Origin of the sequence: Comamonas sp. CAH-2 (assembly GCF_009668305.1) — a bacterium.
In the GTDB taxonomy this organism is placed as follows: Bacteria; Pseudomonadota; Gammaproteobacteria; order Burkholderiales; family Burkholderiaceae_C; genus Comamonas; species Comamonas aquatica.
This window is the reverse complement of sequence record NZ_VSWF01000001.1, coordinates 412,019-436,454: the sequence shown is the minus strand read 5'-3', so window position 1 is coordinate 436,454 and position 24,436 is coordinate 412,019. Positions and strand designations below refer to the sequence as shown.

At 63.6% G+C, this 24,436-nt stretch carries 23 protein-coding genes; 3 read left to right on the top strand and 20 right to left on the bottom strand.

Annotation, left to right across the window (positions count from 1 at the left end):
* Positions 1-385 precede the first annotated feature (385 nt).
* The 10 genes from FYM52_RS01925 to FYM52_RS01880 all read right to left on the bottom strand — a co-directional run bounded on the left by FYM52_RS01925 (position 386) and on the right by FYM52_RS01880 (position 9,572).
* Positions 386-1,549: a diguanylate cyclase gene (locus tag FYM52_RS01925; protein WP_154162860.1), complete on the bottom strand. Its 1,164-nt coding sequence runs from the start codon at positions 1,547-1,549 to the stop codon at positions 386-388.
* 210 nt (positions 1,550-1,759) lie between these two features.
* Positions 1,760-2,452 carry a glutathione S-transferase gene (locus FYM52_RS01920; protein ID WP_154162859.1) on the bottom strand — a complete coding sequence of 231 codons (693 nt, stop codon included), beginning with the start codon at positions 2,450-2,452 and terminating at the stop codon, positions 1,760-1,762.
* 17 nt (positions 2,453-2,469) lie between these two features.
* Positions 2,470-2,979, bottom strand: coding sequence for a nuclear transport factor 2 family protein (locus FYM52_RS01915; RefSeq protein ID WP_154162858.1), 510 nt, complete (start codon positions 2,977-2,979; stop codon positions 2,470-2,472).
* Positions 2,980-2,983: 4 nt separating this feature from the next.
* Positions 2,984-3,766 carry an SDR family NAD(P)-dependent oxidoreductase gene (locus FYM52_RS01910; protein WP_154162857.1) on the bottom strand — a complete coding sequence of 261 codons (783 nt, stop codon included), beginning with the start codon at positions 3,764-3,766 and terminating at the stop codon, positions 2,984-2,986.
* A gap of 11 nt (positions 3,767-3,777) precedes the next feature.
* Positions 3,778-4,314, bottom strand: a complete 537-nt coding sequence (locus FYM52_RS01905) for a DUF3833 domain-containing protein (protein WP_043378106.1) — start codon at positions 4,312-4,314, stop codon at positions 3,778-3,780.
* Positions 4,311-5,603, bottom strand: a complete 1,293-nt coding sequence (locus FYM52_RS01900) for an MFS transporter (RefSeq protein WP_154162856.1) — start codon at positions 5,601-5,603, stop codon at positions 4,311-4,313. The genes FYM52_RS01905 and FYM52_RS01900 overlap by 4 nt, the downstream gene beginning before the upstream one ends.
* Positions 5,600-6,166, bottom strand: a complete 567-nt coding sequence (locus FYM52_RS01895; RefSeq protein ID WP_154162855.1) for a chalcone isomerase family protein — start codon at positions 6,164-6,166, stop codon at positions 5,600-5,602. The genes FYM52_RS01900 and FYM52_RS01895 overlap by 4 nt, the downstream gene beginning before the upstream one ends.
* A gap of 57 nt (positions 6,167-6,223) precedes the next feature.
* Positions 6,224-7,447 carry a cyclopropane-fatty-acyl-phospholipid synthase family protein gene (locus FYM52_RS01890; RefSeq protein WP_154162854.1) on the bottom strand — a complete coding sequence of 408 codons (1,224 nt, stop codon included), beginning with the start codon at positions 7,445-7,447 and terminating at the stop codon, positions 6,224-6,226.
* A gap of 5 nt (positions 7,448-7,452) precedes the next feature.
* Positions 7,453-8,268: a DUF1365 domain-containing protein gene (locus tag FYM52_RS01885; protein ID WP_154162853.1), complete on the bottom strand. Its 816-nt coding sequence runs from the start codon at positions 8,266-8,268 to the stop codon at positions 7,453-7,455.
* Entirely contained in the window at positions 8,265-9,572 is a 1,308-nt protein-coding gene (locus tag FYM52_RS01880) for an NAD(P)/FAD-dependent oxidoreductase (RefSeq protein WP_154162852.1), read from the bottom strand. Before FYM52_RS01880 ends, FYM52_RS01885 begins: the two co-directional genes overlap by 4 nt.
* A 228-nt stretch (positions 9,573-9,800) precedes the next feature.
* Between FYM52_RS01880 and FYM52_RS01875 the strand changes: the two genes are divergently transcribed.
* Complete coding sequence (locus FYM52_RS01875) at positions 9,801-10,775, top strand: cobalamin-dependent protein (RefSeq protein ID WP_154162851.1); 975 nt, start codon at positions 9,801-9,803, stop codon at positions 10,773-10,775.
* On the opposite strand, the gene FYM52_RS01870 is transcribed toward FYM52_RS01875, so the two are convergent.
* A complete protein-coding gene (locus tag FYM52_RS01870; protein WP_154162850.1) occupies positions 10,767-13,472 on the bottom strand; it encodes a PAS domain S-box protein in 2,706 nt (901 codons plus the stop codon). The genes FYM52_RS01875 and FYM52_RS01870 overlap by 9 nt on opposite strands.
* A complete protein-coding gene (locus FYM52_RS01865) occupies positions 13,469-14,665 on the bottom strand; it encodes an EAL domain-containing protein (RefSeq protein WP_154162849.1) in 1,197 nt (398 codons plus the stop codon). Before FYM52_RS01865 ends, FYM52_RS01870 begins: the two co-directional genes overlap by 4 nt.
* A gap of 179 nt (positions 14,666-14,844) precedes the next feature.
* Between FYM52_RS01865 and gloA the strand changes: the two genes are divergently transcribed.
* A complete protein-coding gene (gene gloA / locus FYM52_RS01860) occupies positions 14,845-15,297 on the top strand; it encodes a lactoylglutathione lyase (RefSeq protein ID WP_045266784.1) in 453 nt (150 codons plus the stop codon).
* Between the two features lie 162 nt (positions 15,298-15,459).
* Here gloA and FYM52_RS01855 read toward each other — a convergent pair whose 3' ends face one another.
* Positions 15,460-17,058 carry a phosphoethanolamine transferase gene (locus FYM52_RS01855; protein ID WP_154162848.1) on the bottom strand — a complete coding sequence of 533 codons (1,599 nt, stop codon included), beginning with the start codon at positions 17,056-17,058 and terminating at the stop codon, positions 15,460-15,462.
* Between the two features lie 408 nt (positions 17,059-17,466).
* Entirely contained in the window at positions 17,467-17,982 is a 516-nt protein-coding gene (locus FYM52_RS01850) for an OmpA family protein (RefSeq protein ID WP_154162847.1), read from the bottom strand.
* 151 nt (positions 17,983-18,133) lie between these two features.
* Between FYM52_RS01850 and pdxH the strand changes: the two genes are divergently transcribed.
* Positions 18,134-18,781: a pyridoxamine 5'-phosphate oxidase gene (pdxH, locus tag FYM52_RS01845; RefSeq protein WP_154162846.1), complete on the top strand. Its 648-nt coding sequence runs from the start codon at positions 18,134-18,136 to the stop codon at positions 18,779-18,781.
* Between the two features lie 215 nt (positions 18,782-18,996).
* Here pdxH and FYM52_RS01840 read toward each other — a convergent pair whose 3' ends face one another.
* The 6 genes from FYM52_RS01840 to msrA all read right to left on the bottom strand — a co-directional run bounded on the left by FYM52_RS01840 (position 18,997) and on the right by msrA (position 24,300).
* The gene (locus FYM52_RS01840) at positions 18,997-19,941 is read right to left on the bottom strand and encodes an AEC family transporter (protein WP_043378115.1); all 945 of its coding nucleotides are present in this window, start codon (positions 19,939-19,941) and stop codon (positions 18,997-18,999) included.
* 161 nt (positions 19,942-20,102) lie between these two features.
* Positions 20,103-22,187 carry a TonB-dependent receptor gene (locus FYM52_RS01835; protein ID WP_154162845.1) on the bottom strand — a complete coding sequence of 695 codons (2,085 nt, stop codon included), beginning with the start codon at positions 22,185-22,187 and terminating at the stop codon, positions 20,103-20,105.
* A 300-nt stretch (positions 22,188-22,487) separates the two neighbouring features.
* Positions 22,488-22,853, bottom strand: coding sequence for a hypothetical protein (locus tag FYM52_RS01830; protein WP_051519272.1), 366 nt, complete (start codon positions 22,851-22,853; stop codon positions 22,488-22,490).
* Positions 22,854-22,889: 36 nt separating this feature from the next.
* Positions 22,890-23,195, bottom strand: a complete 306-nt coding sequence (locus FYM52_RS01825) for a hypothetical protein (RefSeq protein ID WP_154162844.1) — start codon at positions 23,193-23,195, stop codon at positions 22,890-22,892.
* Complete coding sequence (locus FYM52_RS01820; protein ID WP_238826069.1) at positions 23,192-23,692, bottom strand: transcriptional repressor; 501 nt, start codon at positions 23,690-23,692, stop codon at positions 23,192-23,194. The genes FYM52_RS01825 and FYM52_RS01820 overlap by 4 nt, the downstream gene beginning before the upstream one ends.
* Positions 23,693-23,766: 74 nt before the next feature.
* Positions 23,767-24,300, bottom strand: coding sequence for a peptide-methionine (S)-S-oxide reductase MsrA (gene msrA, locus FYM52_RS01815; RefSeq protein ID WP_154162843.1), 534 nt, complete (start codon positions 24,298-24,300; stop codon positions 23,767-23,769).
* Positions 24,301-24,436: the final 136 nt, after the last annotated feature.

The window sequence follows — 24,436 nt, the reverse complement described above, 5'->3', positions numbered from 1 at the left end:
CACTGCGGCAATATCTGTCAAGGCAGTGTATGGGGCGGCAGTTTGTATCTTGGTGCAGTGAAGTGCGGTGGCGTTTTTTCACAACGCAGCGCCCTGTACAGGATTTCGCATAGAAAAACCGTGCAGCATGGCCGGGGTTGACCATGATTCGCCCAGATACGGTCATGAGACGGTCTGGCAGTTCGTCGGCATTGTGGGTGATTGCAGAACCAAGCAGTTTGTAGGGCACTACTGCCCGGTTTGAATGCCGAATTGCATGATGACTGCGCGTGGCCCCCATCAGGAAGGGGTCCGCTTGTTGCTCCGCAAATCAGATCAGCTGCCCAGCCGGGCATCGCGCATTTGCCGGCAGCTTCTGGAATACCCAAGGACCGCAGATCCCGTATCACGCCATGATGGCGCGATTGCGCCCGGAGGCCTTGGCCGCATACAAGGCCCGATCCGCACGGGCCAATAAATCTTCCAGAGAGGCGTCCCCAGGGCGCCACTCCGAGACACCGATGCTCACCGTCGTGCTCGGCAACTGGGCGTCGGCTGCTGCCTGGATATTCACGAGGCTGTTCGCCATCTGGGTGGCTTGCTCGGCATTTTTATCAGGCATCAGCACCACGAACTCTTCCCCTCCGAGGCGTCCCAGAACGTCTTCACGGTGCAGGCTGGTTTCAATTCGGCGACAGAAGGCCTGCAGTACCTGATCCCCGATCTGATGCCCAAATTGGTCATTGAGCGATTTGAAATGATCCAAATCGAGCATCATCAGGGCAAACGAGCGTGCATGCTTTTGGCTGCGCTGAAAGCAGGCATGGGCCGCGCTGACAATCGCCCGTCGGCTGTGAACGCCTGTCAGGGCATCCGTCATCGCCAGCTTTTCGAATTCACCGCGAATGCTTTCCGCAGCCAACAACTGGAAGCCGATGTTCATCATCACGATGCCAAACACATAGCTGCTGATGTACAGCATTTGCAGCAAGGTGGTATCCAGCATGCCCTGCCCGGTTTGCGGCAACGCAACCGCATGCAGCCAACGGACGCCAAAGATCAGCGTCGAGAAAGCCACCCAAAAACCGGTGAAGTAAATGCCGAGCGCGCGCGATTCACGCTGGACATGCCGGCGGCGGATTTCACGCACAAACACCAGCGTGTGCATCAGCCCGGTGGCAAACACAAACCCGGCCACGCTGATGTAGCGGCCGCGCAAGCTATCGAGCCCGTAGGTGCAGTACAGCTGCACACACCAAGCCACGGCAAACAAAGCCAGCCACGGTTTGAGATGGCAGGTTTGCCCCCAGTGCTTGGCACTGCCCAGCATGAAAAAGCTGAACGCCAGCATCACCGCGGTGTTTTCGACCGTGAATGTCAGCCAAACGGGCGCAATATCCCGCAGAAGAATCAGCACCCCGGCCATCGCTGCCATCAGCGAGCCCGCTGCCCAATACTGGATACCCGCGATGCGCCGGGTCGTCGCGGGCATCAGCAAAAGCACACAGCCCATCAAGCCCGTCAATAAACTGGCGATCAACAGGAAAGTCTTGGGGTTGTAAATGGGCATCGCGGACAGGAAACGCGGCTACGGCATCGGGACTGCGGATTGTATCGACGGCAGCCTGTTCAACACGCACCGCAATGTCCAGGTGGATGCCATCCTTGCTTGAGGCGGAGAGCCGATGCAGAAAGCCCCCCTCGCTGGCCGGTTCGCCGCCTGGTTATCCAGAGGATGCATCTTGCGCCGCCAATCGTTGTTTTGGGCGGATTGCCACCTTCAGGCGGACATCACCAAGGGCCCACCTTTGTGCAAGGCCCGCTGGTAGGCAGGCCGTGCCTGCATGCGCAGGCGGTAGGCCAGCAGGTGCGGCCAGGCTTGCGCATTCCCTCCCCGTGCCAGCGCGGCCTCGACCGCAAAGCTCATCTGGAAATCCGCCATTGTCATGTGCTCGCCAGCAAACCAGTGGTGCTGGGCCAAGTGACTGTCCATGAAAGCCAACGCGGTCTGCACATTCGGCATGACCAGCTTGTGCTGCACCTTGCCACACAGGGCCCGTGCAATCGGTCGCACAAAAAAGGGCATGGGCTGGCGTGGAATGGTGTCGAAGACCAGCTTCATCACCAACCAGTTCATCAGAGAGCCCTCGGCGTAGTGCATCCAGAAGCGGCACTGCCGGTGTTCTGGAGTGCCACGCGCTGGCTCCAAATGCTGCAGATCACCATGGGCCTGCGCGCCATAGGTTTCGACCAGGTATTCGATGATCGCGCCGGATTCCGCGACCACGGTGTCCCCGTCGGTGATCACCGGTGATTTGCCCAGGGGGTGAACCTGCTTGAGCTCGGCCGGGGCCAGGCGCGTTGCGGGGTCGCGCTGGTACAGGCGCAGGTTGTAAGGCAGCTCGAGCTCTTCCAGCAACCACAAAATGCGTTGCGAACGCGAAGTCTCCAGGTGGTGCAACGTCAATCCCATGTATGTCTCCCTCAGGCTTAGGCTTGTGCCTGGGGGGCCGCGCCCGCGCGGCGCAGGGCCCGCATCAGCACGCCCAGCACAGGCAGCTTTTCGTACAGTTCCTCGGCAGTATCCCAGTAATCACGGTGTTCCTGGACCAGCCCTTGTGCGTCGAAGCGCAGCAAGCTGCCGCCGCGGATGCACTGCGGTTGGTCTGCGCGCCAACGGCGCAGGCGAAAGTGGAACTCCCATGCCAGAAAGGCCTGCCGGCCCTGCACCAGCTGCTCAGTCACGGCAAAGCGTGGCACCTCCAGTGTGGCGAACATGTGGGCAAACACCTGGCGAATGCTGGCGATCCCATGCACATCGTTGAACGGGTCTTTGAAATGCGCCTGGGCGCCGTAACACAGGTGCAGGCTGTCCAGGTGCTGCGGCGTCAGTTGTCCGTACAGCTGCACCAACCGCGCCACGGCAGCCAGCGTTTCTGCTGAAGCACCAGCAGCGCCACCGGAAGGCGAAGACAACGCGGGGAAAATATCAGAAGTCATCCGTTCACAGTCCTGTCAGGCGGTGCACCAGGGCAAAGTACCAGCGATACGGCAGCAGCCGCAGCAGCTGCAGCCAGGCCGTGAAACGCCGCGGGAAATGGGTGGCGAACGCACCGCGCGCCCAACCGCGCAGCATGGCATCGGCCGCCTGCTGCGGGGTCAACAGAGCCGGCATCCGGAAGTCATTTTGCGCGGTCAACGGGGTGTCCACAAAACCCGGGTTGATCACACTGACGCCCACGCCCTGGGGCCGCAGGTCCAGAAACAGCGTCTCCGCCAGATTGATCAAGGCCGCCTTGGTCGGGCCATAGGCCAGGCTCTGCGGCAGCCCGCGCAGGCCCGCCACACTGGCCACCAGGCTCAGATGCGGCGTGCGGCCTGCGTGGGCCGCGCGCAGCAAGGCCGGCACCACGGCCGCCAGCACGTGCAGGGCCCCGGTCAGATTGACCTGCTGGTGGCGCAGCAGCTCGTCCAGGTCCAGCGCGTCGGCACGCATCGGCTGGTAGTGCCCGGCGCAGTAGCACACAAAGTCCAGCGGCCCGGCGGCCAGCACCTCACGGGCCGCAGCAGCCACGGCCTGGCGGTCGGTCACATCCAGCGCCAGGGCCTGGCTGCCCGGGTGCTGCTGCGCAAACGCCTGCAGGGCCGCCTGCTGGCGGGCGGAGACAATCACGCGGGCGCCGCGCGCCTGCAAGGCCTCGGCCACCGCGCGGCCAATGCCGGACGAGGCGCCGATGATCCAGACCCGCCGGCCCTGCCAGTCGGTGATGGGCTGATTGAGTGGCATGGTCCTGCTCCTCAGGGTTTGCTGAAGGACAGCAGCACTTCGCCCAGGCGGACGCCGAATTTGCTCATGGTGGCGCGGTTAAGCATGACGCGGTCGTCCATCAGAAACATCCAGTCGTCGAACTGCACCTCGTACACGCTGCCATCCACCGGCAGGCGCAGGGTGTAGTTCCAGCGGAAGGCATTGCCCGCGGTCTGTCCCGTGGCTTCGCCCACCACATCGTCGGCGCGCCCGGTGTAGCGCCCGTCGGCGTGCTTGACCAGGCGCCAGACGCGCCGCTGGGTGCTGCCGTCCGAGTAGGTGAAATGCTCGTCAAGCACCCCCTGGTTGCCCTCCCAGTGGCAGTCCATCACCACCGTGAAGCGGCGGGCGACCTGCCCATCGCGCTTCTGGAAGATGCCATGGGCCAGCACCCGGCCGTTGAAATAGCGGTCCAGCTCCAGCACCGGTTGTTCCCGGGCATAGTCCTGGGGCTGGGGGCCGGCACAGCCGGCCAGCCAGGCAGCACCACCCAGTGCCGCCAGCAACATGGTGCGACGTCGGTTCATGACAAACTCCTTGGGGTCCATGCCGGATGGGGTTCCCGGCGAATCAGCAGCACATACAGCAGCAGTGCGGCCAGCAGCTTGAGGGCACAGGGCACCAGGGCATAGGCCCAGGCCAGATGCTGCAAGGCCTGGGCGTCCTGGTTGCCAGGGGCGTAGCCCAGCCATTGCAGCAGCGGCAGCGCGGCACCTGCCGCCAGCGCCAGGTTCAGTTTCGTGGCCAGGTTCCACCAGCCCAGATAGGCGCCGTCACGCTGTCCCTGGGCGCCCAGGCCGGCAATCAGGCGCGCCAGCAAGGCCCCGGGCAGTGCCAGGTCGGCCCCCAACGCCACCCCCGTCAGCGCGCAGATGACGGCAAAGGCCTGCACCTGGCCACTGCCCAGGCCGGCAGTCCAGGCAAAACAGACCACGGCCAGCAGCATGCCCAGCCACCAGCTCCGGGCCAACCCCCAGCGCTGCACGGCACGCAGCCACAGTGGCATGGAAGCTGCCCCGCAGATGAAATACAGCACCAGGAACGCGGCCGTGGCGGTTTCGCTGGCCTGCAACCGGTCCTGGGCAAAGAACAGCATCAGCGCGGCCGGAATGGCGCTGGCGATGCCGTTGCACATGAAGACGGCCAGCAGCCGCCGGAATGCGGGCTGGGCCAGCGGCTCCCACAAAGGCAGCGCGGCCGTCGGCGGCTGGGGCACAGGCTGCGGCGCGCGCCACCAGGCCAGCCAGCCCAGCAGCAAGGCGCCGCCCAGCACCGCCAGCATGGCGGCAGGCCCCCACACCACCGACAGGGCCGAGGCCGCAATCACCCCGGCCAGCCCCAGGCCTTCGCGCCAGGCCACGATGCGCCCGCGCAGCAGGTCATCACCGCCCAGGCGTACACCCCAGGCCTGGTGCGCAATCACCAGCAGGCTGTGGGCCATGCAGGTGACCAGCAAGCCGCCGACCAGCCAAGTCCCCAGGGCCCCCTGCCCGCCGACGGCGGGGAAGAACAGCCCGGCCATGCCCAGCCATTGCACCGTGGCCGCCAGCGCCCCCGCCAGCAGGACGGCGCGGGCGCTGCGGGCGAACAAGGCATCACTGGCGCGGCCCAGCCAGGGCTCAACCACCGCGTCCACCAGACGCACCGCCATCAGCAAGACACCCACCGTGGCCAGCGGCAAGCCAAAGCTGCGGGCGTAATGGTGGGGCAGCACCACATACAGCGGCAGTGCCGCAAAAGCCAGCGGCAAGCCCAACAGGCCATAGGAGAGCCCGGACCGCCAGGGCAGCGCGTGGGCGGTGGGCAAGCTGGTCATGGGGCGCTTTCTGCCACTGCAGCCAGCAAGGCACTGCGCAGCCGGGGCTCCGACGTCTGTGGCGACAGCCAGATGCCAAAGAAATGCTGCGCCAAATCGGCATCGCTGAGCTGGCCCAACAGCTGCCCGCCCCGCCACAAGCGCATGCCCTGGCCCGGCAAGTACAGCCCCGTCAGGCGGTCACCCGGCTGCACATCGGGCAGCCATTGCGCCAGTGCAGCCGTCCAGCGTGCCGCCTGCTGTGCGTCCAATGTGCGCTGGCGCCCTATTTCTTGGACCGAGCGCTCGGCAATCGCCTGGGCGCTGAACGCCCGGTGGTAGGTGAGTTCCAGCGCCAACGGGAAAGCCCCAAAGGTCTGGGCGTCAAAGCCCGGGCCCACCCACAGCCGGGCGTCATAGATGCGCAGGCCCAGAAAGCGCATCTGCCCCTGGCCTGCAAGCCGGGGCTGGCCCACGGCCTGGGCCACGGGATCGGGCAGCTCGGCGTGGGCCGGCGCCCCGCCCAGTACGACCAGCAACCCCGCGCAGGCCACGAGGTGACGCAGGATCTTCAGGCTGGTCATTTTGAATAAAAAGTGACTTTGAAGCATATGGCACCTGCGCTGTCAGCTATGAATTTTTCAATCCTTGACCAGGGTGAACTGCACCACATCAATGTTGCGCACGCTGAAGGCCGCCTCGCAATACGCCAGGTAGAACTCCCAGGTGTGCAGGAAGCGCGTGTCAAAGCCCTGCATCAGCACCTGGCCACGCTGCTGCACAAACTGGTGGTGCCAACGGCGCAGGGTCTCGGCGTAGTCCTGGCCGAACGCGAATTCTTGCTCCACGCGCAGCCCGGCCCGCTGGGCTTCGGCGCGCACGCGCTCGGTGCTGGGCAGGCAGCCCCCGGGAAAGATGTACTGCTGGATGAAATCCGTGCCCTGGACATAACGGTCAAACAGGGCGTCATCGATGACGATGGCCTGGATACAGGCCTTGCCACCCGGCTTGAGCAGGCGCTGCACATGCGCAAAGTAGGTGGGCCAGTATTCGCGCCCCACGGCTTCCAGCATTTCGATGGAGCAGATGGCGTCGTAAGGGCCGTCCTGGATGTCGCGGTAGTCCTGCAGGCGCAGATCCACCTGCTGCGCCACCCCGGCGGCGGCCATGCGCTGTTGGCCATAGGCCAGCTGCTCGGTCGACAGGGTGACGCCGACCACCTGGGCCCCATGGTCGACAGCGGCCATTTCGGCCAGTGCGCCCCAGCCACAACCGATCTCCAGCACGCGCTGGCCAGGCTGTACCGCGGCGCTGTCCAGCGCCCGGCGGACCTTGGCGTACTGCGCCTGGGTCAGGTCGCCCTGCAGATCCCCCTGGAACCAGGCCGAGGAGTAATTCATGCTGGGGTCCAGCCACAGCTGGTAGAAGCTGTTGCCCAGGTCGTAGTGGGCATGGATGTTCTTGCGGCTGTTGGCCTTGGTGTTGCGGCGCAGCAGGTGGCGCAGCCGGTAGGCCAGCCGCCCCCACCAGGAGCCGTAGACCAGCGAGGCCAGCGCTTCGCGGTTGGCCAGCAGCAGCCGGAACAGGTCGGCCAGGTGCGGCGTGCTCCAGTCTTCGGCGATATAGCTTTCCGCCAGGCCGATGTCGCCGGAGCGCAGCACGGCGGCAAACACGTTCCAGTTGCGCAGCCGGATGCTGGCCGCGGGCAGGCCACCAGGGCCACAGTGCAGTTGGCGGCCATCGGGCAACTCCAGCAACAGGCTGCCATGGCGCATGCGTTGCAGCAGATGCAAGCCGGTGCGTGCCACGGCGGGCATGTCGTTGGGCAGGGACACGGCGGTGGAAGTGGGGGCAGTGGGATGCATGGTGTTTAACGGTGCAAGGTGGAACGGGTGACCGGCTGCAACGGAGGCGGCGGCTTGCGGTAGAACGGCACGCGCTTGAGCCACAGGCGCAGCGCGTGCCAATGGATGCGGGCCGTGACGGCCAGCGTCATGCAGGGATAGCGCCACAGGGCGTGGCGGCGGGCGGCGGCGGTCAGCGGCTGCAGGCGCCCGCCCACGCCGGTCAGCACCAGGGGGCCCTGGGCGTCGTCGTAGTCCACGCGCACGGACACCGCGTCCAGGCCCTCGACCCCGCGGCGCTGGAATTCGAAGCGGTAGCCGCCCTCCACCGGACAGAAGGGCGAGACGTGGAACACCTTGCTGGCCTGCAGCTCGCAGCCATAGGCGGGGTGGTCCAGCACATAGGCGTGGCGCTCTCCAAAGGTGTTGTTGACCTCGGCCACGATGGCGCGCAGGGTGCCATCGCGGCGGTGGCAATACCAGAAGCTCACGGGCTTGAAGCTGTAGCCCAGCACACGCGGATAGCACTGCAGCCAGATCTCGCCATCGGCATCACCCAGCCCCTCGGCCTGCAGCAGCGTCTCCAGCCACGCCAGCGCACCGCCCTGCGCGGCACTGCGCCCATCACCATGGTCACTGTCCCTGAAGCCCAGCAGACCCGTTCGGTTCCAGGCCAGCACGCCGGCGGCATCGGGCTGGCGCTGCAGCGTGCGCATGGGCAGCATCAGGAAGAAGGTCGGATAGACAAAACGGTGGCGGCGCGGCCGCAGCCGGGTATGCCGCACATGACCAAAGCCGATCAGGGGCACGGCCCCAGTGGCAGGCGCTATGACGGGGCTCATGCGGCCTCCGCAGGCTGACGTAGGCTGGCCAGCACGCCGGCAGCGGCCGCGTAGCCGGACCGCAGGCCATCCTCATGGAAGCCATAGCCCGTCCAGGCGCCGCAAAACCAGGTGAACTGCTGCCCTTGCAGCGCAGGCACCTGGGCTTGGGCACGGATGGCGGGCAGATCAAACACCGGATGCGCGTAATCGATCTCTGCCACCACCTGATCGGGGGCGATGCTGCGCACCGGGTTCAGCGACACCAGCACAGGCTGTGCAAAGGGCAGCGGCTGCAGGCGATTGATCCAGTAGTGCAGGCACACCCGGGCCGATTCCTGCGTGGCCGAGGGCGCGCGTTCGTAGTTCCAGGCCGCCCAGGCCGCGCGGCGTTGGGGCATCACCGACACATCGGTGTGCAGCACGGCCCGGTTCGGTTGGTAGCGGATCGCGCCCAGCACAGCCTGCTCCTGCGCCGAAGGCTGGGCCAGCAGGCGCAGGGCCTGGTCGCTGTGCACGGCCAGCACCACGGCATCGAAACGCTGCACCTGCCCATGCGTGTACACGCGCACCCCGGCCGCATCGCGCTCGATGCGCTGCACCGGCGTCTGCAAACGGGCGTCCGGCAATTGCTGCACGATGCGCTGCACATACTCGCGCGAGCCACCCGCCACAGTCCACCACTGCGGGCGGTCGTTCACCTGGATCAGGCCATGGTTGTGGCAAAAACGGATCATGGTGGCCACCGGAAAACGCAACATCTGGTCGGTGGGACAGCTCCAGATACAGCCCAGCATGGGCAGGAAGTACCAGTCGCGAAAGCTGGCATCAAAACCGTGCTGCTGCAGGAAGTCCGACAACGGCTGGGCCAGCGCGCCCTCCTCGTTCGCCAGCGCAATCGCCGTGCACAAGCGATTGAAACGCAGCACCTCGCACAGCATGCGCCAGAATTTTGGGCGCAACAGGTTGCTGCGCTGGGAAAACACGGTTGCCAGGTTGGCGCCATTCCACTCCAGCCCCTGCCCGCCCAAGCCAGCCCCGGGCACCTGCACGGAAAACGACATGTCCGAGCGTGCAGCGGGCACCCCCAACTCGTGCAGCAAGGCAATCAGACCAGGGTAGGTCCGCTCGTTGAAGACCAGAAAACCGGTGTCGACCCCGTGCCTGACCAGCTGCCCGTGTGCATTTGGCAATTCAACATCCAGCGTGTTCGAATGCCCGCCAAAATACGGGCCGGCCTCGTACAAGGTCACATGGGCCTGTGCACGCAGGCGGTGTGCCGCGGCCAAGCCTGAAATTCCTGAACCGATGACTGCAACCTTCATGGCGAAAGCTCCGGGCACAGCCCTCGGTGGCGTCTGTGCGGTGGGGTGACGGAGGCCGGATGCGGTGGAAAGGAAGACCGCACATCCGGGAATAGTTTTGATTAGACAAAATTCTATTTGTCTTAGACAATTAATGAAAATTCTCACTTTGTCCACCATGGTTTTGTCCATGTGCTTGACTGCTCACCTTTTGTCTGCTGCAGCGGCGCTGAACCTGCGGGAGCCCTCATGAATGCCTTTGCTTCGGACAGCCCGTCCACATCCGGATTGCCGATTGCGGCGGTTGAACGCGAGACGGGACTGTCCAAAGACACGCTGCGTGTCTGGGAAAAACGCTATGGTTTCCCACAACCACTGCGCGACAGTGCTGGAGATCGCCTCTACCCCTCTGACCAGGTTGAGCAACTGGTACTGATCAGTCGACTGCTGGCGTCCGGAATGCGTCCCAGCAAGGTCGTGGGCCTGGACCTCTCAGCGCTGCAAGCGCTGCTGGTCCCTGCAACGTCTGCGATGCCAGCCACGGTCATGCCGGCGCTGCCACCCCAAGGCGCAGAGACCACGATGCCGCTGGAAGACTGGCTGGTCGCGATTGCCGCCCATGACCAGGTCAGCCTGCGCCATCAACTGGCACAGGCCCAGTTGCGCATGGGACTGGCAGCGTTCGTCACGGACCTGGTGGTGCCTCTGACGATTGCCGTGGGCGAGTCTTGGGCCCAAGGACGCTTTCAGGTGTTTGAAGAGCACCTGTACACGGAAACCATCTCCGTCGTACTGCGGCAGGCGATCGCCACCCTTCCACCACCGCCACGGTCGCATGGCCCGAAGGTGCTGCTGACCACCTTGCCGCAGGAGATGCACAGCCTGGGTTTGCTGATGGTCGAGGCGATGCTGGTCCTGGAGGGCTGCCACTGCGTGTCCCTGGGCACACAGACACCCTTGACGGACGTGGTACAAGCCGCCCAGGCGCATCGCGTCGATGTCGTGGGCTTGAGCTTTACCAACAACCAGCCAGGGGCAGTGGTCAAAGCCTCGCTGCGCGAGCTGCGCCAAAGACTGCCCCGCGACACGGCACTGTGGGTCGGGGGCAATAGCGCGGCACTGTACCAGTCCCCAATGGACGGGATTGTGGCCATGCCATCACTGCATGGTTTGCGGGATGCGCTGCAGAACTGGAGAAACGGCTCGCGGCCTCACTCAGGGTAAGCTGCTGTCCAAGTCACTGGTTGCTGCCGACTTGAACGCCTGCACCAGTTTATCTGCCAGTTGCGAGCGCAAATAAGGCTTGGGCAGCAGCAGTGCCCCTGCCCCCAGACCACCATGGTGGACCATGGCATGGCCGGTGTAGCCTGAAGCAAAAAGCACCGGCAAATCGGGCCGCAAAGTGCGCGCTTGATGCGCCAATTCGCTGCCGCTCATGCCACCGGGCATGACCACATCGCTGAACAGCAGCGCAATATCGGGCTCGCAAACCAATTGGTGCAAGGCTTGCTGGCTGTTTTCTGCCTCAATCACGGCATAACCCAGTGTTTCCAACTGGCGCCGGCTGATTTGTCGCACCTGTGCGTCATCTTCAACCAAGAGCACCAGGCGCCCCTGTCCATCGTGGTGCACTTCATGCATGGCCGAAGCTGGCGTATAGCGGTCATTTTCCAGGCAACGCGGCAGATAAATTTTCACCGTGGTCCCTTGGTTGATTTCGCTGTATATCGCGACATGACCGCGTGACTGCTTGACAAAGCCATACACCGTCGGAAGCCCCAGACCTGTGCCTTTACCCTGCTCCTTGGTTGTGAAAAAAGGCTCAAACACACGCGCCAGGTTTTCTTTTGAAATACCCTGCCCGGTATCGGAGACCGCCAGCATCACATACGGTCCGGCCTGCAGATCCATGTGCTGTGCAGCATAGTCTTCATCCAGGACTGTGTTGCTGGTCTCAATCAGCAAACGCCCTCCACTGGGCATGGCATCCCGGGCATTGATGGCCAGATTCAGCAAAGCCATTTCCAGCTGCCCTGGATCTACCAACGTGGGCCACAGCCCGTCACAGTAAATGGTTTCCACCCAGATTTGCTGACCCAGCGAACGACGCAGCAAAGGGGTCATTTCCTTGACCAGGGTATTGAGCTCCAGCACCTGGGGCTCCAGGGATTGTCTGCGCGCGAACGTCAGCAAGCGCTGGGTCATCTCAGCCCCACGCTGTGCGGCAGAGGAAATCATCTGGGTCAGCGCCTGCTCTTGTGTCGAGGCCCCGAATTGCTCTGCCAAGATTTCCGCGTTGCCCAATATCACAGTCAAAAGATTGTTGAAATCGTGTGCAACGCCGCCGGTCAACTTCCCGAGCGCGTCAATGCGCTGGGCTTGCTGCAATTGTTCCGTCAAACGTTTTTGCGTTGTCACATCCCGAAAATAGACAATCACCCCCCCTTGATGCGGATATGCACTGACTTCGAAATGCTTTTTCAGTGGCGCATATTCCGCATCAAAGCGAACGGTGGCATGCTCTTTCACGCAGCGCTCATATTCCAGTTGAAATTTGGAACCCCTGGCTTGCGGAAACTCATCCCAGACGCAACTCGACAGCAATTCTTCACGCTTACGTTCCAAAACCGTCTCGCATTGGCGGTTCATGTAAGTGAAAATCCAGTCGTGGTCCAGCACAAAGATGGCATCTGCCACGCTTTCCATGGTTTCGACCAAGCGGTTGGCAAGTTGTGAACCCGTTTCCTGGGCCTCCTTGAAGTCCTGGATGTCCATGGCGGTTCCATACCACTGTGCGCCTTGGGATGCATCCACCCGCACGGCACGCGCCAAATGCCAGCGCCATGTGCCATCGTGGCGCAGCACCCGGAATTCGGCGAGAAACGGTTGCACCGTCATCAGCGCAGTTTTCCAGATTGCTTTGGCGTTGGGCTTGTCGTCAGGATGCACGTATTGCCACCAGCCTTCTTGGATCAATTGCCTGGCATTGCTTCCCATGTATCCGGCAGCAAACTGGTTCACGTAACTCATGCGTCCCAGAGAGTTCGTCGTCCAGACGATCATGGGCACCGACTCTGCAAGCAATTGCCACTCTTCGCGACTGCTTTCTATTTCTTTTTGTACGGCCTTGTGTTTGTCAATATCTTGTACAGCACCTTGCGCAGCTTCAATCTGCCCTTGATCGTTCCAAACAGCTTCTCCGACCAAACGCACCCAATGGGGCGTACCATCTGGATGAATCACCTGTATTTCAGTATCGAATGGGCGGCCCTCGAAAACACATTTTTCAAATTTATCGCGAACATCGACCTGATATTTTTCATCGTACCACCCGATGATGGTGTCTATATCGGGAACCGTACCATGCGGGCGACCCAATATTTTGAAAACCTCTGCGGACCAATACGATTCCATCTCTGGAAGCTTCACACGCCAGCCACCCAATCCACCGACAGTGCTCGCCACCTGTAACAAAGAGGCAGTATCTTCCAAGGCCACTTGGGAGACACGACGTTGACGTCGCAACCGCAAAAGAATCATCGCTGCCACAGCCGATGCAATAATAGTACCCCAACCTAATAATCGGTTGAGAAGAATATATTCATAGCCGACGTTGGGCAAAGTTCCATTGCTATAAAAAATTCCCAATCCTGTCCCTAGCATCCCCAACGAACCGATCAACCAAATTGAAATCACTCTGTTCGCGAATAAACCAAAAAAGGTTGCGGGCGCATATAAAATTCCATGCGCAAACCCGAGGGGGGTCAGCATATCCCCACAAAAAACCAGCAACTGTGTCAGAGCGCCTACCGCAGTCCAAAATATAAAAATATGCTTATTGTCTGAATTTTTTTGATTATTGCTGCTCAGAAAAAATTTCTGCATCCATCGAGCACAAAAATTTTCAAATGCCTTCATCATGATTCAGCATTTATTTTGAATGCCGCACGGTACTCTTTCAACCAAGTATCAAATTGAGCCGCAGGCAGTGGACGTGAAATAAAGTAGCCTTGCGCCAACGAGCAGCCCAGCGACTTCAAGGTATTCAGCACTTCTGCATTTTCAACGCCCTCTGCAACGCTGGTCAGACCCATGCCTTTGGCCATGCGGATGGTGGCATCGACGATCTTCAAAGCATCTGCAGATGATTGCAGTTTCATGACAAAAGACTTGTCAATCTTGATTTCAGAAAGTGGCATACGCGCCAGCTGTGCCAAAGAAGAGTAGCCAGTTCCAAAATCATCCACACTGAGCCTGAAGCCTTTCAAGCGCAGTCTTGTCAGCGTGTCAAAACAATCGGCCGTACGATCCATGGCGGTGGATTCTGTGACTTCCAAAATCAGTTTTTGTGGCGCCACACCGAGGTTGAGACAGGCCGCCTCGATGCGGTCGGCCAAGTGGACATCCACCAGACAGCTGGTCGACAGGTTGATGGCAAAACTGCCATATGCAAAAAGCGGGCTGCCCACGAACCACTGCAGGGCTTGATCCAGTACGCAGGCGGTCAACGCCTGCATCAGACCATGCGACTCGGCCAGCGGGATAAATGTATCCGGGGGGATGCTGCCCAACTCAGGATCATTCCAGCGCGACAACACTTCGACGCAGACGATCCGCTGGCTGTGGATGTCCATTTTCGGTTGCAGTACGATCGATAGCTTCTTCTGTTCTATCGCAGTGGCCAGCAAGGCAACGGTTGGAGCTGTGGCGAAAGGAACGGCGGGACGTTGCTTGGTTTGGTGCTGTGTGAGCAGTTCGCGCAGCGCCTGGGGCCTGAACGGTTTGGGCAGGACACCCACAATATTCAGTCCACGCTCAAACGCGGTAGCTTGGGCGGACTCCAGCACCTTCTGCCCCATGCCGCTGGTAAGAATCAAGCTGGCATTGCAGCCTGTCTGCGCCAATCGCCTCAGAACCTCAATCCCATCCATGCGGGGCATGATGAGATCCAGAGCAACGTGCGAAGGTTGCAGCATCAACAAAGCCTCGAAAAAAGGCTCTGGATCTTCAAAATGATGTACCGAAAAATCAAGACCTTTGGCAATGAAGCCAATCGTCTGAGCAACAGCCGCATCATCATCTAGGATTAATAGAGTGTTTTCAGCTTGGCTCATGGGGTGCACCAGTCTAGGCGCAAGTCAACTAGGGCGACACGGATGTACATAGTTTAAAAAGCTGCAGCCTACCGCAGGCGGTACCGCAGCCTATTGCTTACCCTTAGACAGACACGGCCCTTTGGTGTTTTCTAAGGCATGCGCCGGATCGCTACGGTGCTTTATGCACAATAGGCAACATGAGAATCCTTCACACCATGCTGCGCGTTGGCAACCTCCAGCGCTCGATCGACTTCTACACCAAGGTGCTGGGCATGCAATTGCTGCGCACGTCCGAGAACCCTGAGTACAAATACTCGCTGGCCTTCCTGGGCTATGAGGGTGGCAACCCGGGCCAGGCCGAGATCGAACTGACCTACAACTGGGGCACGGACAGCTACGACATGGGCACGGCCTATGGCCATATTGCGCTCGGGGTGGCCGACGCCTACGCGGCATGCGACAAGATCCGCGCTGCGGGCGGCAACATCACGCGCGAAGCCGGTCCCGTCAAAGGTGGCTCGACCGTGATTGCCTTCGTGACCGATCCAGACGGCTACAAGATCGAATTGATCCAAATGAACTCCCGGGCGCACGCGAAGGAGCACCAGCAAGACGCCGGCGCCACCTTCGACCCGCTGCGCAACGCCTGAGCAGTTGCGCGGCCCTAAGACGCCGTCAATGCATAGCAGCCCCCTCTGGCCTCAGGCCGGAGGGGGCTTTTATTTACAGCTGCCGTGCATCCGGCATCGGACTTTGAATGCCTGGCGTGCCGCAGCCGAAGCTCCATGCCAACAGGGCATGCAATGCAGGCGTCAACGTTCAAAGGAGTCGACCACGATGGGCAACTGGGGCTTGCTCCATACGTATGCCTCACTCAGCACATCGTTGGACATGGTTTGACCGGGCCATGTCAAGCGCATCACGTTCGCCAAAGTCCAGGCGGCCCAGTCCGCGCGAAAAGGCCGGGTGGCTATGCCCTGGTCCTTTTGCCACGAAGGCTGGTTGCTCCATAGCAGCATGGGGATGCGATAGCCTGAAGCGCTGAGTGGACTGTGGCCTGCATGATTGCGGCCGTGGCCCACCTCCTGCCCGTGGTCTGACATATAGACCCAGGCGGCATAGCCGTCCGCAGAGCGGATATTCCGTGTCAGCGCCAACGTCTCTGACACGACGAAGTCGTGATACAGCAATGCCGCGTCGTAATCATGGCGGAACCGTCGCACCCAGCTCGGCCGCCCCTGGGTCTGCAGTTGCTGATCCACGGCATCGCTTTCATCGTCAAACGGGTTCTGCCCCGCAGGAAAGCGCAAGCGGTAGTGCGGATGAGCCCCCAAAAGATGGACCACGATCAACTTTTGGGGCGTCGCATCGGCCAGTGCGCGTTGCAGGTTATCCAGCAGCTCGCCGTCCAAGGAGCTGCTGGTACGCCCCGGCTGTCGATTCGCGAAATCCTGAATATCGGCAACACGTGCATGCTGCTGCTCTATGCCCAGGTCATCGTGGTTGCTAATCCACCAGACCTTGTAGCCTGCCGCGCGGGCCACCGCCAGCAAGTGCTGCGCATCCTGCGCATCGGGCTGCCCAAAACCAAAGATGTTGCCCAACGCCGGCAGCGTGCTGGCATCCACCGACCACGCATTGCGCAGCATGAGCATTTCTCCGTCCAGCCCACGCAGTTGACTGGCCAGATGCGGGGTGGTCGCGCGCTTGTAGCCATAGATGGACATGTTGTCGCGGTTGATGCTGTCCGCAATCACCAGCACGACGGTGGAATGGCCGGCCACTTGCACTGTGGGCGCCAGTGCATGGGCACGTGCCAGCGCAGCCTCTCGCCTCGCTTGCTGATTGGCCAGGCCCTGTTGCAGCTGCTGGATGGAAAACATCCACTGCGTCCAGAAAGCGATCGGGTGGTGGCGTCGCCATGGCTTGCTGGCGTAGCCAACGCTGACCAGCAGCAGCGCCACGCACAAAGCCATCACCGCCGGTTTTGGCCATCTTGCGCCGCTGGCCAGTCCTGCCCACCGGACCAGCCACCACGCGGCAGCACCACTGCCGATGACGGCCAACGCCCAGACCAGCACACTGCGCCAGACGGCATGCAGGTATTCGCCCGACTCGCGTGGGTTGCTGTTGGCAATGGCGCCCAGCACCAGTGAACTGTCGGGCGCGGCACCGTACAGATCCGCCAACAGCCCTCGCACGGCCCCATCCACCAGGAAGATGAGGGTCCAAACCCAGGCCAGCGCTTGGCGCAGTCGACGCCATAGCGTGCTCCGTACAGGCCATAGCAAGCCCAGAACAGCCGGCGCAAACAGCAGCAGCACCTGCCCTATGCGTCGTCCCTCATAGCCGTGCACGGTAAAGACAGCCACCAGCGCGACAAGGCCGGCAGCACCCAAGATTTGGTGCATACGCTCATCCGTCCAACCTGAGCATGTATGCCCATCAATTTTTTGGATTCTATGTGTGCAAAAGTAAGCCCTTCTGCGCGCAAGGGTGAGACCTCAGGATGGGGTCATAAGGCGCCGTACAGACCTTACGCGTCGCCGCGGGCACATCCAACTCTGCGCACCGCGACGCCCAGGCCCGCCATAGCTGGCGGCGCCCAAGCACGCCCGGTGGCGGCAGCTTGGGCCGCGTCAAAAGGATGTTCTGGCGCTGGGCTGGTCAAGTCAGTAGGGATGCTGTGCACGATACGGCTCAGCGCACAGCACGATCTTTGCGGACCCCTTCTGGTCAACGCCCTGGCTGTCCACCATGCAAAAAGCCCCGGACACATGGCCTGGGGCTTTGGGCATGGTGGCAGCGCTCAGGCGGCCTCATTCGATCAAAGTCACTTCCACTCGGCGTGCCTCGGCATAGCTGCCGAGGATGACAGTGACGGCAGGCTTTTGCAGCAGGATGCTGGACGCAGGCACGCCCAGTTCGAGCAGCTTCTTTTGTACCGCCAGGGCGCGCTGCTTGGCCAGCTCGGCGTTCGAGGGCGCATCTCCCGTGGCATCGTGAAAACCTGAAATCTGCACGCGCCGGCCGGTCTGCACGGCTGCCACGATGTCTTGCAGGGCCTGGTCGGCCCCTTGCACCAGCTGGGACTTGCCCGATGCGAAGAAGAACTTCACCACGCCCTGGTCCACCCGGTAGGCCGCCACCTTGTTGAGCACCACCGCCGAAGCGGCCAGCGTGGGGGGCTCGTACGGCGCCTTGCCCGGGCCCTGCTCCACGCTGGCGGCGTCGGAAGAGCTGGCTTCAACGGCGTAGGACACGGTCAATGCCATCACGGCCGCCGAGAACACCAGGGTCAGCAGGGGGGGATGGGTGTGCGGCACGGGCGGCATGGAGGCTCCTCAACGTTGTTGTTCTCAGCGGTCAAGCGGCTGTTTTTAACATTTTCTAACGTTGGGAGCATCTATTTACGCTGCGCGAAATCAAAAAAACGGGCATCGCACAGCATCGGCGGTGACAAACGGTGGGTGCACAATCGGGCCCATGAGCCAAATTTCCGCCCACATTGCCGATCTGCGCAAAAGTTACGAGCGCGCCGAACTCAACGAGGACGCATCGCACGCGGCCCCGCTGCAGCAGTTTGACCAATGGCTGCAAGAAGCCGTGAATGCCCAGGTGAACGAGCCCAACGCCATGACCGTGGCCACGGTGGGCAGCGACCTGCGCCCCAGCACGCGCGTGGTGCTGATCAAGGGCTATGACGAGCGCGGCATCGTCTGGTACACCAACTACGGCAGCCGCAAGGGCCAGGAGTTGGGGGGCAACCCGTTTGCGGCGCTGCAGTTCCACTGGGTGGAGCTGGAGCGCGTGGTGCGCATCGAGGGCCGTGTCGAACGCGTCAGCGCCGAGGAAAGCGATGCCTACTTCCACAGCCGTCCACTCGACTCGCGCATCGGCGCCTGGGCCAGCCCGCAAAGCCAGGTCATCAGCGGCCGCAGCGTGCTGGTGGCCAACGCCGCCAAATACGGGGCGCAATTCCTGCTGAACCCGCCCCGCCCGCCGCACTGGGGCGGCTTCCGCCTGGTGCCTGACCGCTGGGAATTCTGGCAAGGCCGCAAGAGCCGCCTGCACGATCGCCTGCGCTATGCACTGCACGACGGCCAGTGGCTGCGCGAGCGGCTGGCGCCCTGAACGCGCGCGGCTTCTTCCAAAACAAGAGCGGCTTGCGCAGGCCAATATTGCTTTTGAAGGATAAAACCTTCCAATAGTCAATGCTGGCGCGCGCCAGCAGCTCACTTTTATACGACCACTGCCCCATCGACACGGGGTCGCAGGCCCTGCTGCGCGCGGGCTCTGCGTGCCTTGGTCACGCCCGCCGCCTGACGGCACGGCGGCCTGCCATGCCTTCAGCGCAGCCGCTCCAGCACCAGCAGCACCACAGGCAGGGTGAAGAGCGACAAGCCGGTCGACAGCGCGATGCAGGCCGTCACCTCTTCCTGGGCCACGCCATAGCGCTGGCTGAAGATGTAGACGTTGGCGCCCACCGGCAGGCCAGCCGCCAGGGCCATGGCGGCCATGGGGATGCCACGCAGGCCCAGCAACCACGCCACGCCCAGGAACAGGATGGGGTGGACCACGGTCTTGACCACAGCAATGCGCATCGCCGGGCGGATCATGCTGCCCAGCTTGCTGTAGGCCAGGGTGATTCCCACCAGCAGCAAGGCCATCGGCCCCAGGGCACTGCCCAGCAGCTGCAGCGGTTTGTCGACCACGCCGGGAATGCCCCAGCCGGTCTGCGCGTACAGCAGGCCGGCAATGATGGGCAGGGGAATCGGGTGGATCACGCTGTTCTTGATCGCCTGCCCCAGGGTGCGGGCCAGGCCCTGGGGCCGGCCTTCGCTGCTGAACTGCCGGGCCTGGGCCAGCTCGAACACCACGGTGCCGCTGCCCAGCAGCACCAGGGCGTGCACGGAGATCAGTGTCAGCAGCGTGACCAGGCCTTCCTGGCCGTAGACCAGGCCGACCAGCGGGATGCCGATCATCACGTTGTTGCTGAAGGTGTGCGCCAGGGCGCGCGCGGCGGCCAGGGTGTTGAAGCCGAAGACCAGCATGGTGCCGACAAACACCAGGCCGACCGCCAGGAAGTAGACCAGGATGGGGCTGAAATCCAGCTCGCCCAGCTTCACGCTCGCCATGGTGCGAAACAGCAGCGCGGGCGTCAGGATGTAGAACACCAGGTTCGTCAGGTCCTTGACGGCGGCGGGCCGTACCCAGTCCACCTTGGCGGCGATGAACCCCAGAACAATCAACAAGACCACCGGCAGCAAGGCCGTCAACGCAGGCGTATCCACAATCAATACCAATCTCGAGAAAGCGGCAGCCCGATCACGGCCCCCTGCCCGTCGCGGCTTGCAGGCACGGCGCACCCAGCTTGTGGCAGGTGCGCCGTGCGGTGCCAGGGATCATATGCGCTGCCGTGGGGCTGGCAGCGCACACCGGGGACGCCTGCGCGTCAGAACGCCACGCGCAGCCCCACGCTCAGGTTGCGCCCCTTGAGCGGCGCCGCCTGCTTGATGGCCGAGGTGTGGGCGTAGCCCAGGCGATCGGTCAGGTTCTCGGCCTTCAGCGTCAGCTCCAGCGGGCTGCCGCTGAAGCGGTAGCTGGCCATCAGGTTCAGCATGCCGTAGCCGCCAGTCGCCGTTTCATAGGCCGTGGTGCGGTCCTGGCGGGCCACCTGCACCCACTCGGCCAGGCCTTCCCAGCCGCGCCAGCTGGCGTCCACGCGCACGCCCAGTCGGGCGGCCGGGATGCGCGGCAGATGGCCGCCTTCGGCCAGGCGCGCGCGCACCAGGTCACCGAACACGCCCACGCCAACAAAGCGGTTGATGCGCTGGCGCACCTGGCCTTCCACGCCGGTGAAGCGGGCATCGGCCTGGGTGTAGTGCTGCAGCTGGAAGCCGTCGTGCGCATCCACGGTGCGGCCATAGATGTAGCCCTGCACCCGGTGGTGGAAGGCGTTCGCACTCCACGTGGTGTCCCCACGGGTTTTACGCAGGCCAAAATCCCAGGCCTGGCTGGTTTCGCGGCCCAGTTGGGCGTTGCCGACTTCCCAGCTGTTGGTGGCCAGGTGCGGGCCGTTGGCAAACAGCTCTTCGGCCGTGGGCATGCGCTGCGCACGGCTGAACGAGGCGCTGGCCTGCCAGCCCGTGGCAAAGCGCCAGACCGTGCCCAGCGAGGCCGACAGGCCCTGGTGCGAGCGCTCCACCGCATCGTCCTGGGCCCGCACCGTCTGGCGGTCGTGGCGCAGCGCGGCCTGCCAGTTCCAGGCGCCGATCTGGTATTCCTCCAGCAGGAACAGGCCCAGCTTGTGCGTGCGCGTGGGCTGCACATAGGCCTCCTCGCCGTCGGCGCTGAAGCTGCGCTGGCCGTTGCTCAGCCCCACCACGCCGCGCCAGCCGGCGACGGGCGCGTGCTGCACCTCCAGCCGCAGGTCGTGGGCGCGGTTGCGGAACTGGGTGGCGGCCACGCCGTCTTCCAGCTCGTCGTGGGCATAGCGCGTGTGGCTGCCCTTGAGGCGCACGGCCTCCACCCCCGGCGCCAGGTTGCGCCATTCGCCACGCAGGTCCCAGCGGTAGCTGTGCAGGTCGACCACGGGCACCTCCTCGTGCTCATCGTGGGCATGGCCGTGTCCATGGCCGCCGCAGTGCAGGTGGTCGCCATGCGGGTGGCAATCGCTGTGCACATGGCCCGGCAGGCCGTACTGCGCCGCCTGCTTGGTGTAGGCCGCGCCCAGGTAGGCATCGGTACCCACCCAGGACAGGCCGACGGTGCCGGTGCTGCTCTGGCTGTCGCTGCCGGTCACGCGGCGCCCGCCCTCCTCATTGCGCCAGCCGTGGCCGGCGCGGTAGTCGCCGGCGTCGCGGGTGGCGGCCTCCACGCGCAGCACCAGGGGGCCGGTGCCGGCACTCAGGCCCACGGCGCCACTTTTTTCGCGCGCACTGCTGCCCCACTGCGCTTCGGCGCTGCCTTCCAGGCCGTTGGCCGGCAAGGCAGTGGGCACCTTGCTGTCCACCACGTTGACCACCCCGCCCACGGCACCGCCGTGCACCAGGGCAGCCGGGCCGCGCAGGATTTCCACGCGCTCGGCCAGCAGGGTTTCCGTGACCACGGCGTGGTCCGGGCTGATGGTGGAGGCATCGTGCAGCTCCATGCCATTGGCCAGCACCCCCACGCGCGGGCCATCCATGCCGCGGATGATGGGGCGGCTGGCCCCGGCGCCAAAGTGCGTGGCGTGGATGCCGGGCTCCCCCGTCAGGCTGTCGCCCAGCGTGGCGGTGCGGCGCAGTTGCCAGGCCTGGCCCTCCAGCACGCTGATGGGCGCCGCCATGTCCTGGGCGCTCAGGCCCAGGCCGGTGGCGGTCACGGTGATGCCGGGCAACTGCGCCTCGGGCGCGTCAGTGGTCTGGGTCTGGGCCTGGGCCAGCGACAGCGGGCCGGCGGACAGGGTGAGGGCCAGGGCCACCGGGTGGTGGCGCAGGAACTGGCGGGGGGCACGCAGCGCCGGGCGGGCGGCGGGCAAAGGATTCAGAGGTTTCATGGTCGGTCACAGGCACAGGCGCAGGCAGGCGCTGCCGCCAGGTCCCTCATCGGCCACCCGGCAGCGCGCAGCACCTGGCCCACGGACAAGCCGCAGCTGTGCTTTTAAAAAATGGGAGTCAAATCAGCCCCCAACGCTGATGCAATCAGCGCTGGCAGCTCTGTTTTTTGAATCGACTGACGCCATTGGGCGCGCCAAGCCTGCGCGATGGGCAGGCGCCAAGCAGCGCGCGTGCGCAGCGTCGGGCACACCGGCGGTGGTCCAGGCGATTCGGTCGAAACGAAGAGAGCGATGGCCGTATCAGGCCAGGGGGCCGGCCGGCGGAGCGCGGGCCAGGAAGACGGTGCGCGGCGCGGGCAGCAGGTGGGCCGTGCTGGTCCAGGCCGGAGGGTGGGCGGGCAGGCTTTGGCTGGCCAGCACCAGGGGCGCGGGACTGGCGGCGCCATGTCCCAGTTGGTCCAGCACCAGACATTGGGCCTGGGTGTGTTCCCCAAACCAGGCTGCCACCCCGTGGGCGTGCTGGTGGGCGTGCGGGACAGCCTGCGGCGCGTGGCGCTCAGGCAGAAGCGGTGCGTGCAGCACCTCGTGCATGCGTCCCAGGGCCGGTGCCAGCACCACGGCCAGGGCCAGCCACCACGCCATCCAGGGCGCGAGCAGGCGTTGCATGCGAAATTTCACCAACATTCGTGCGGTCGTTCGGGCTTAGTGGGCGTGGCGCATGCCGCAGTTCTTGCCCAGGGCCAGGCCCTTGCAGGCGGTCTGCAGCTGCTTTTGGCAGTCGTCGTACTTGCTGCCGCTGGCCAGGCACTGGGCGGCCTGCTCATGCGCACGGGCCATGCCGCGGTGGCGTTCGATGTCCTCCAGGGTGTGGGCATCCAGCTGGGGGGCTGGCGCCGCATGGCTGTGGGCCGGCGCAGGCTGGGCCTTGCCCGCAGGCGCGGGTTCGTGCGCCCAGACGGGGCTGGCCAGCAGGCAGGCTGCGGCCACGGTGGCAATCAAAGTTTTCATGGAGAGTTCCCTGAGGGTGGTGAAGAAACCGGGGGGCTGGTCTCGGCGGCGCACTGGGCGCATTCGCCCTGCACGGCCACATCCAGCGTGGGGTTGCGCACACCGCTGTGCGCCAGGGCCTGGCGCAGCGCCTGCAGCGCGGCCTGGACAGCGGCACTGCCCTCGCCCAGCTGGAACGGCTGGTGGCAGCCACTGCATTCCATGTGCGGGGCGGCCTGGTCGTGTGCCGCAGGGGCCGCCAGCCAGTAGCGCGTGACACGCTGGCCATCGACGCTGCGCTGCAACAGGCCGGCCGCGCAAAAACGGTCCAGCGCGCGGTAGACCGTCACGCGGTTCACGGCCACGCCCTGCTGATGCAGGGCGGCCTCCACGGCCCCTTCCGTCCAGCCCTGTGTCGGCTGGTCAGGCAGCAGCGACAGCAAAGCCTGCACGGCGCGCGTGGCGCGCAGGCCGGCCGGCAGGGTCAAGGGTGCAAGGGCGGGTTGGGAAGTGGGCATGCCAGACAGTTAACGCAACTCGGTTGCATTATGCCTGCAATCCACCTCTTCAAAAGCAATAGCTGGCAGCGCAATCAGCGCTTGGCGTACTGGGCAAAAGTCTGCAGAAACTTCTGCACCTTGGGGCCGACCACGTAGGCGCAATAGCCCTGGTGCGGGTTGTGCGCGAAGTAATCCTGGTGGTAGGCCTCGGCCGGCCAGTAGTTGTCCAGCGGCTGCACCTCGGTGACCACGGGCACGCCGAACAGCAGGCGCTGGTTCAGCATGTCCACAAAATCGCGCGCCACCTGCAACTGGGCCTCACTGGTGGTGTAGATGGCGCTGCGGTACTGCGTGCCCACATCGTTGCCCTGGCGATTGGGCGTGGTCGGGTCGTGCGTGCCGAAGAAAATCTCCAGCAGCAGATCCAGCCCGATCTGGGCAGGGTCAAACACCAACTTCAGCACTTCGGCGTGGCCCGTCGTGCCTTCGCACACCTGTTCGTAGCTGGGATGGGGCACATGGCCGTTCGCGTAGCCGCTTTCCACGTCCAGTACGCCGTGAACACGGTCGAACACCGCCTCCGTGCACCAGAAGCACCCGCCGCCGAAATAAATGGTTTCTTGCATGCTGCATTTTTACACCCAGTGGCCGATCGCAGAAAACCCGGGGCCGCGTGCAGACCTGTAGGACAGTGCAGGTCTTCGCCGGGCTTGACGCTGGCGGCACGGCTTTCTATAGTCTGCTACTGACCCACGGGTCATT

Bases quoted from the DNA above. Each gene is read 5' to 3' on its own strand.
- FYM52_RS01925 (WP_154162860.1), bottom strand. From the start codon at position 1,549: ATGCCCATTTACAACCCCAAGACTTTCCTGTTGATCGCCAGTTTATTG.
- FYM52_RS01920 (WP_154162859.1), bottom strand. From the start codon at position 2,452: ATGGGATTGACGTTGCACCACCTGGAGACTTCGCGTTCGCAACGCATT.
- FYM52_RS01915 (WP_154162858.1), bottom strand. From the start codon at position 2,979: ATGACTTCTGATATTTTCCCCGCGTTGTCTTCGCCTTCCGGTGGCGCT.
- FYM52_RS01910 (WP_154162857.1), bottom strand. From the start codon at position 3,766: ATGCCACTCAATCAGCCCATCACCGACTGGCAGGGCCGGCGGGTCTGG.
- FYM52_RS01905 (WP_043378106.1), bottom strand. From the start codon at position 4,314: ATGAACCGACGTCGCACCATGTTGCTGGCGGCACTGGGTGGTGCTGCC.
- FYM52_RS01900 (WP_154162856.1), bottom strand. From the start codon at position 5,603: ATGACCAGCTTGCCCACCGCCCACGCGCTGCCCTGGCGGTCCGGGCTC.
- FYM52_RS01895 (WP_154162855.1), bottom strand. From the start codon at position 6,166: ATGACCAGCCTGAAGATCCTGCGTCACCTCGTGGCCTGCGCGGGGTTG.
- FYM52_RS01890 (WP_154162854.1), bottom strand. From the start codon at position 7,447: ATGCATCCCACTGCCCCCACTTCCACCGCCGTGTCCCTGCCCAACGAC.
- FYM52_RS01885 (WP_154162853.1), bottom strand. From the start codon at position 8,268: ATGAGCCCCGTCATAGCGCCTGCCACTGGGGCCGTGCCCCTGATCGGC.
- FYM52_RS01880 (WP_154162852.1), bottom strand. From the start codon at position 9,572: ATGAAGGTTGCAGTCATCGGTTCAGGAATTTCAGGCTTGGCCGCGGCA.
- FYM52_RS01875 (WP_154162851.1), top strand. From the start codon at position 9,801: ATGAATGCCTTTGCTTCGGACAGCCCGTCCACATCCGGATTGCCGATT.
- FYM52_RS01870 (WP_154162850.1), bottom strand. From the start codon at position 13,472: ATGATGAAGGCATTTGAAAATTTTTGTGCTCGATGGATGCAGAAATTT.
- FYM52_RS01865 (WP_154162849.1), bottom strand. From the start codon at position 14,665: ATGAGCCAAGCTGAAAACACTCTATTAATCCTAGATGATGATGCGGCT.
- gloA (WP_045266784.1), top strand. From the start codon at position 14,845: ATGAGAATCCTTCACACCATGCTGCGCGTTGGCAACCTCCAGCGCTCG.
- FYM52_RS01855 (WP_154162848.1), bottom strand. From the start codon at position 17,058: ATGCACCAAATCTTGGGTGCTGCCGGCCTTGTCGCGCTGGTGGCTGTC.
- FYM52_RS01850 (WP_154162847.1), bottom strand. From the start codon at position 17,982: ATGCCGCCCGTGCCGCACACCCATCCCCCCCTGCTGACCCTGGTGTTC.
- pdxH (WP_154162846.1), top strand. From the start codon at position 18,134: ATGAGCCAAATTTCCGCCCACATTGCCGATCTGCGCAAAAGTTACGAG.
- FYM52_RS01835 (WP_154162845.1), bottom strand. From the start codon at position 22,187: ATGAAACCTCTGAATCCTTTGCCCGCCGCCCGCCCGGCGCTGCGTGCC.
- FYM52_RS01830 (WP_051519272.1), bottom strand. From the start codon at position 22,853: ATGCAACGCCTGCTCGCGCCCTGGATGGCGTGGTGGCTGGCCCTGGCC.
- FYM52_RS01825 (WP_154162844.1), bottom strand. From the start codon at position 23,195: ATGAAAACTTTGATTGCCACCGTGGCCGCAGCCTGCCTGCTGGCCAGC.
- FYM52_RS01820 (WP_238826069.1), bottom strand. From the start codon at position 23,692: ATGCCCACTTCCCAACCCGCCCTTGCACCCTTGACCCTGCCGGCCGGC.
- msrA (WP_154162843.1), bottom strand. From the start codon at position 24,300: ATGCAAGAAACCATTTATTTCGGCGGCGGGTGCTTCTGGTGCACGGAG.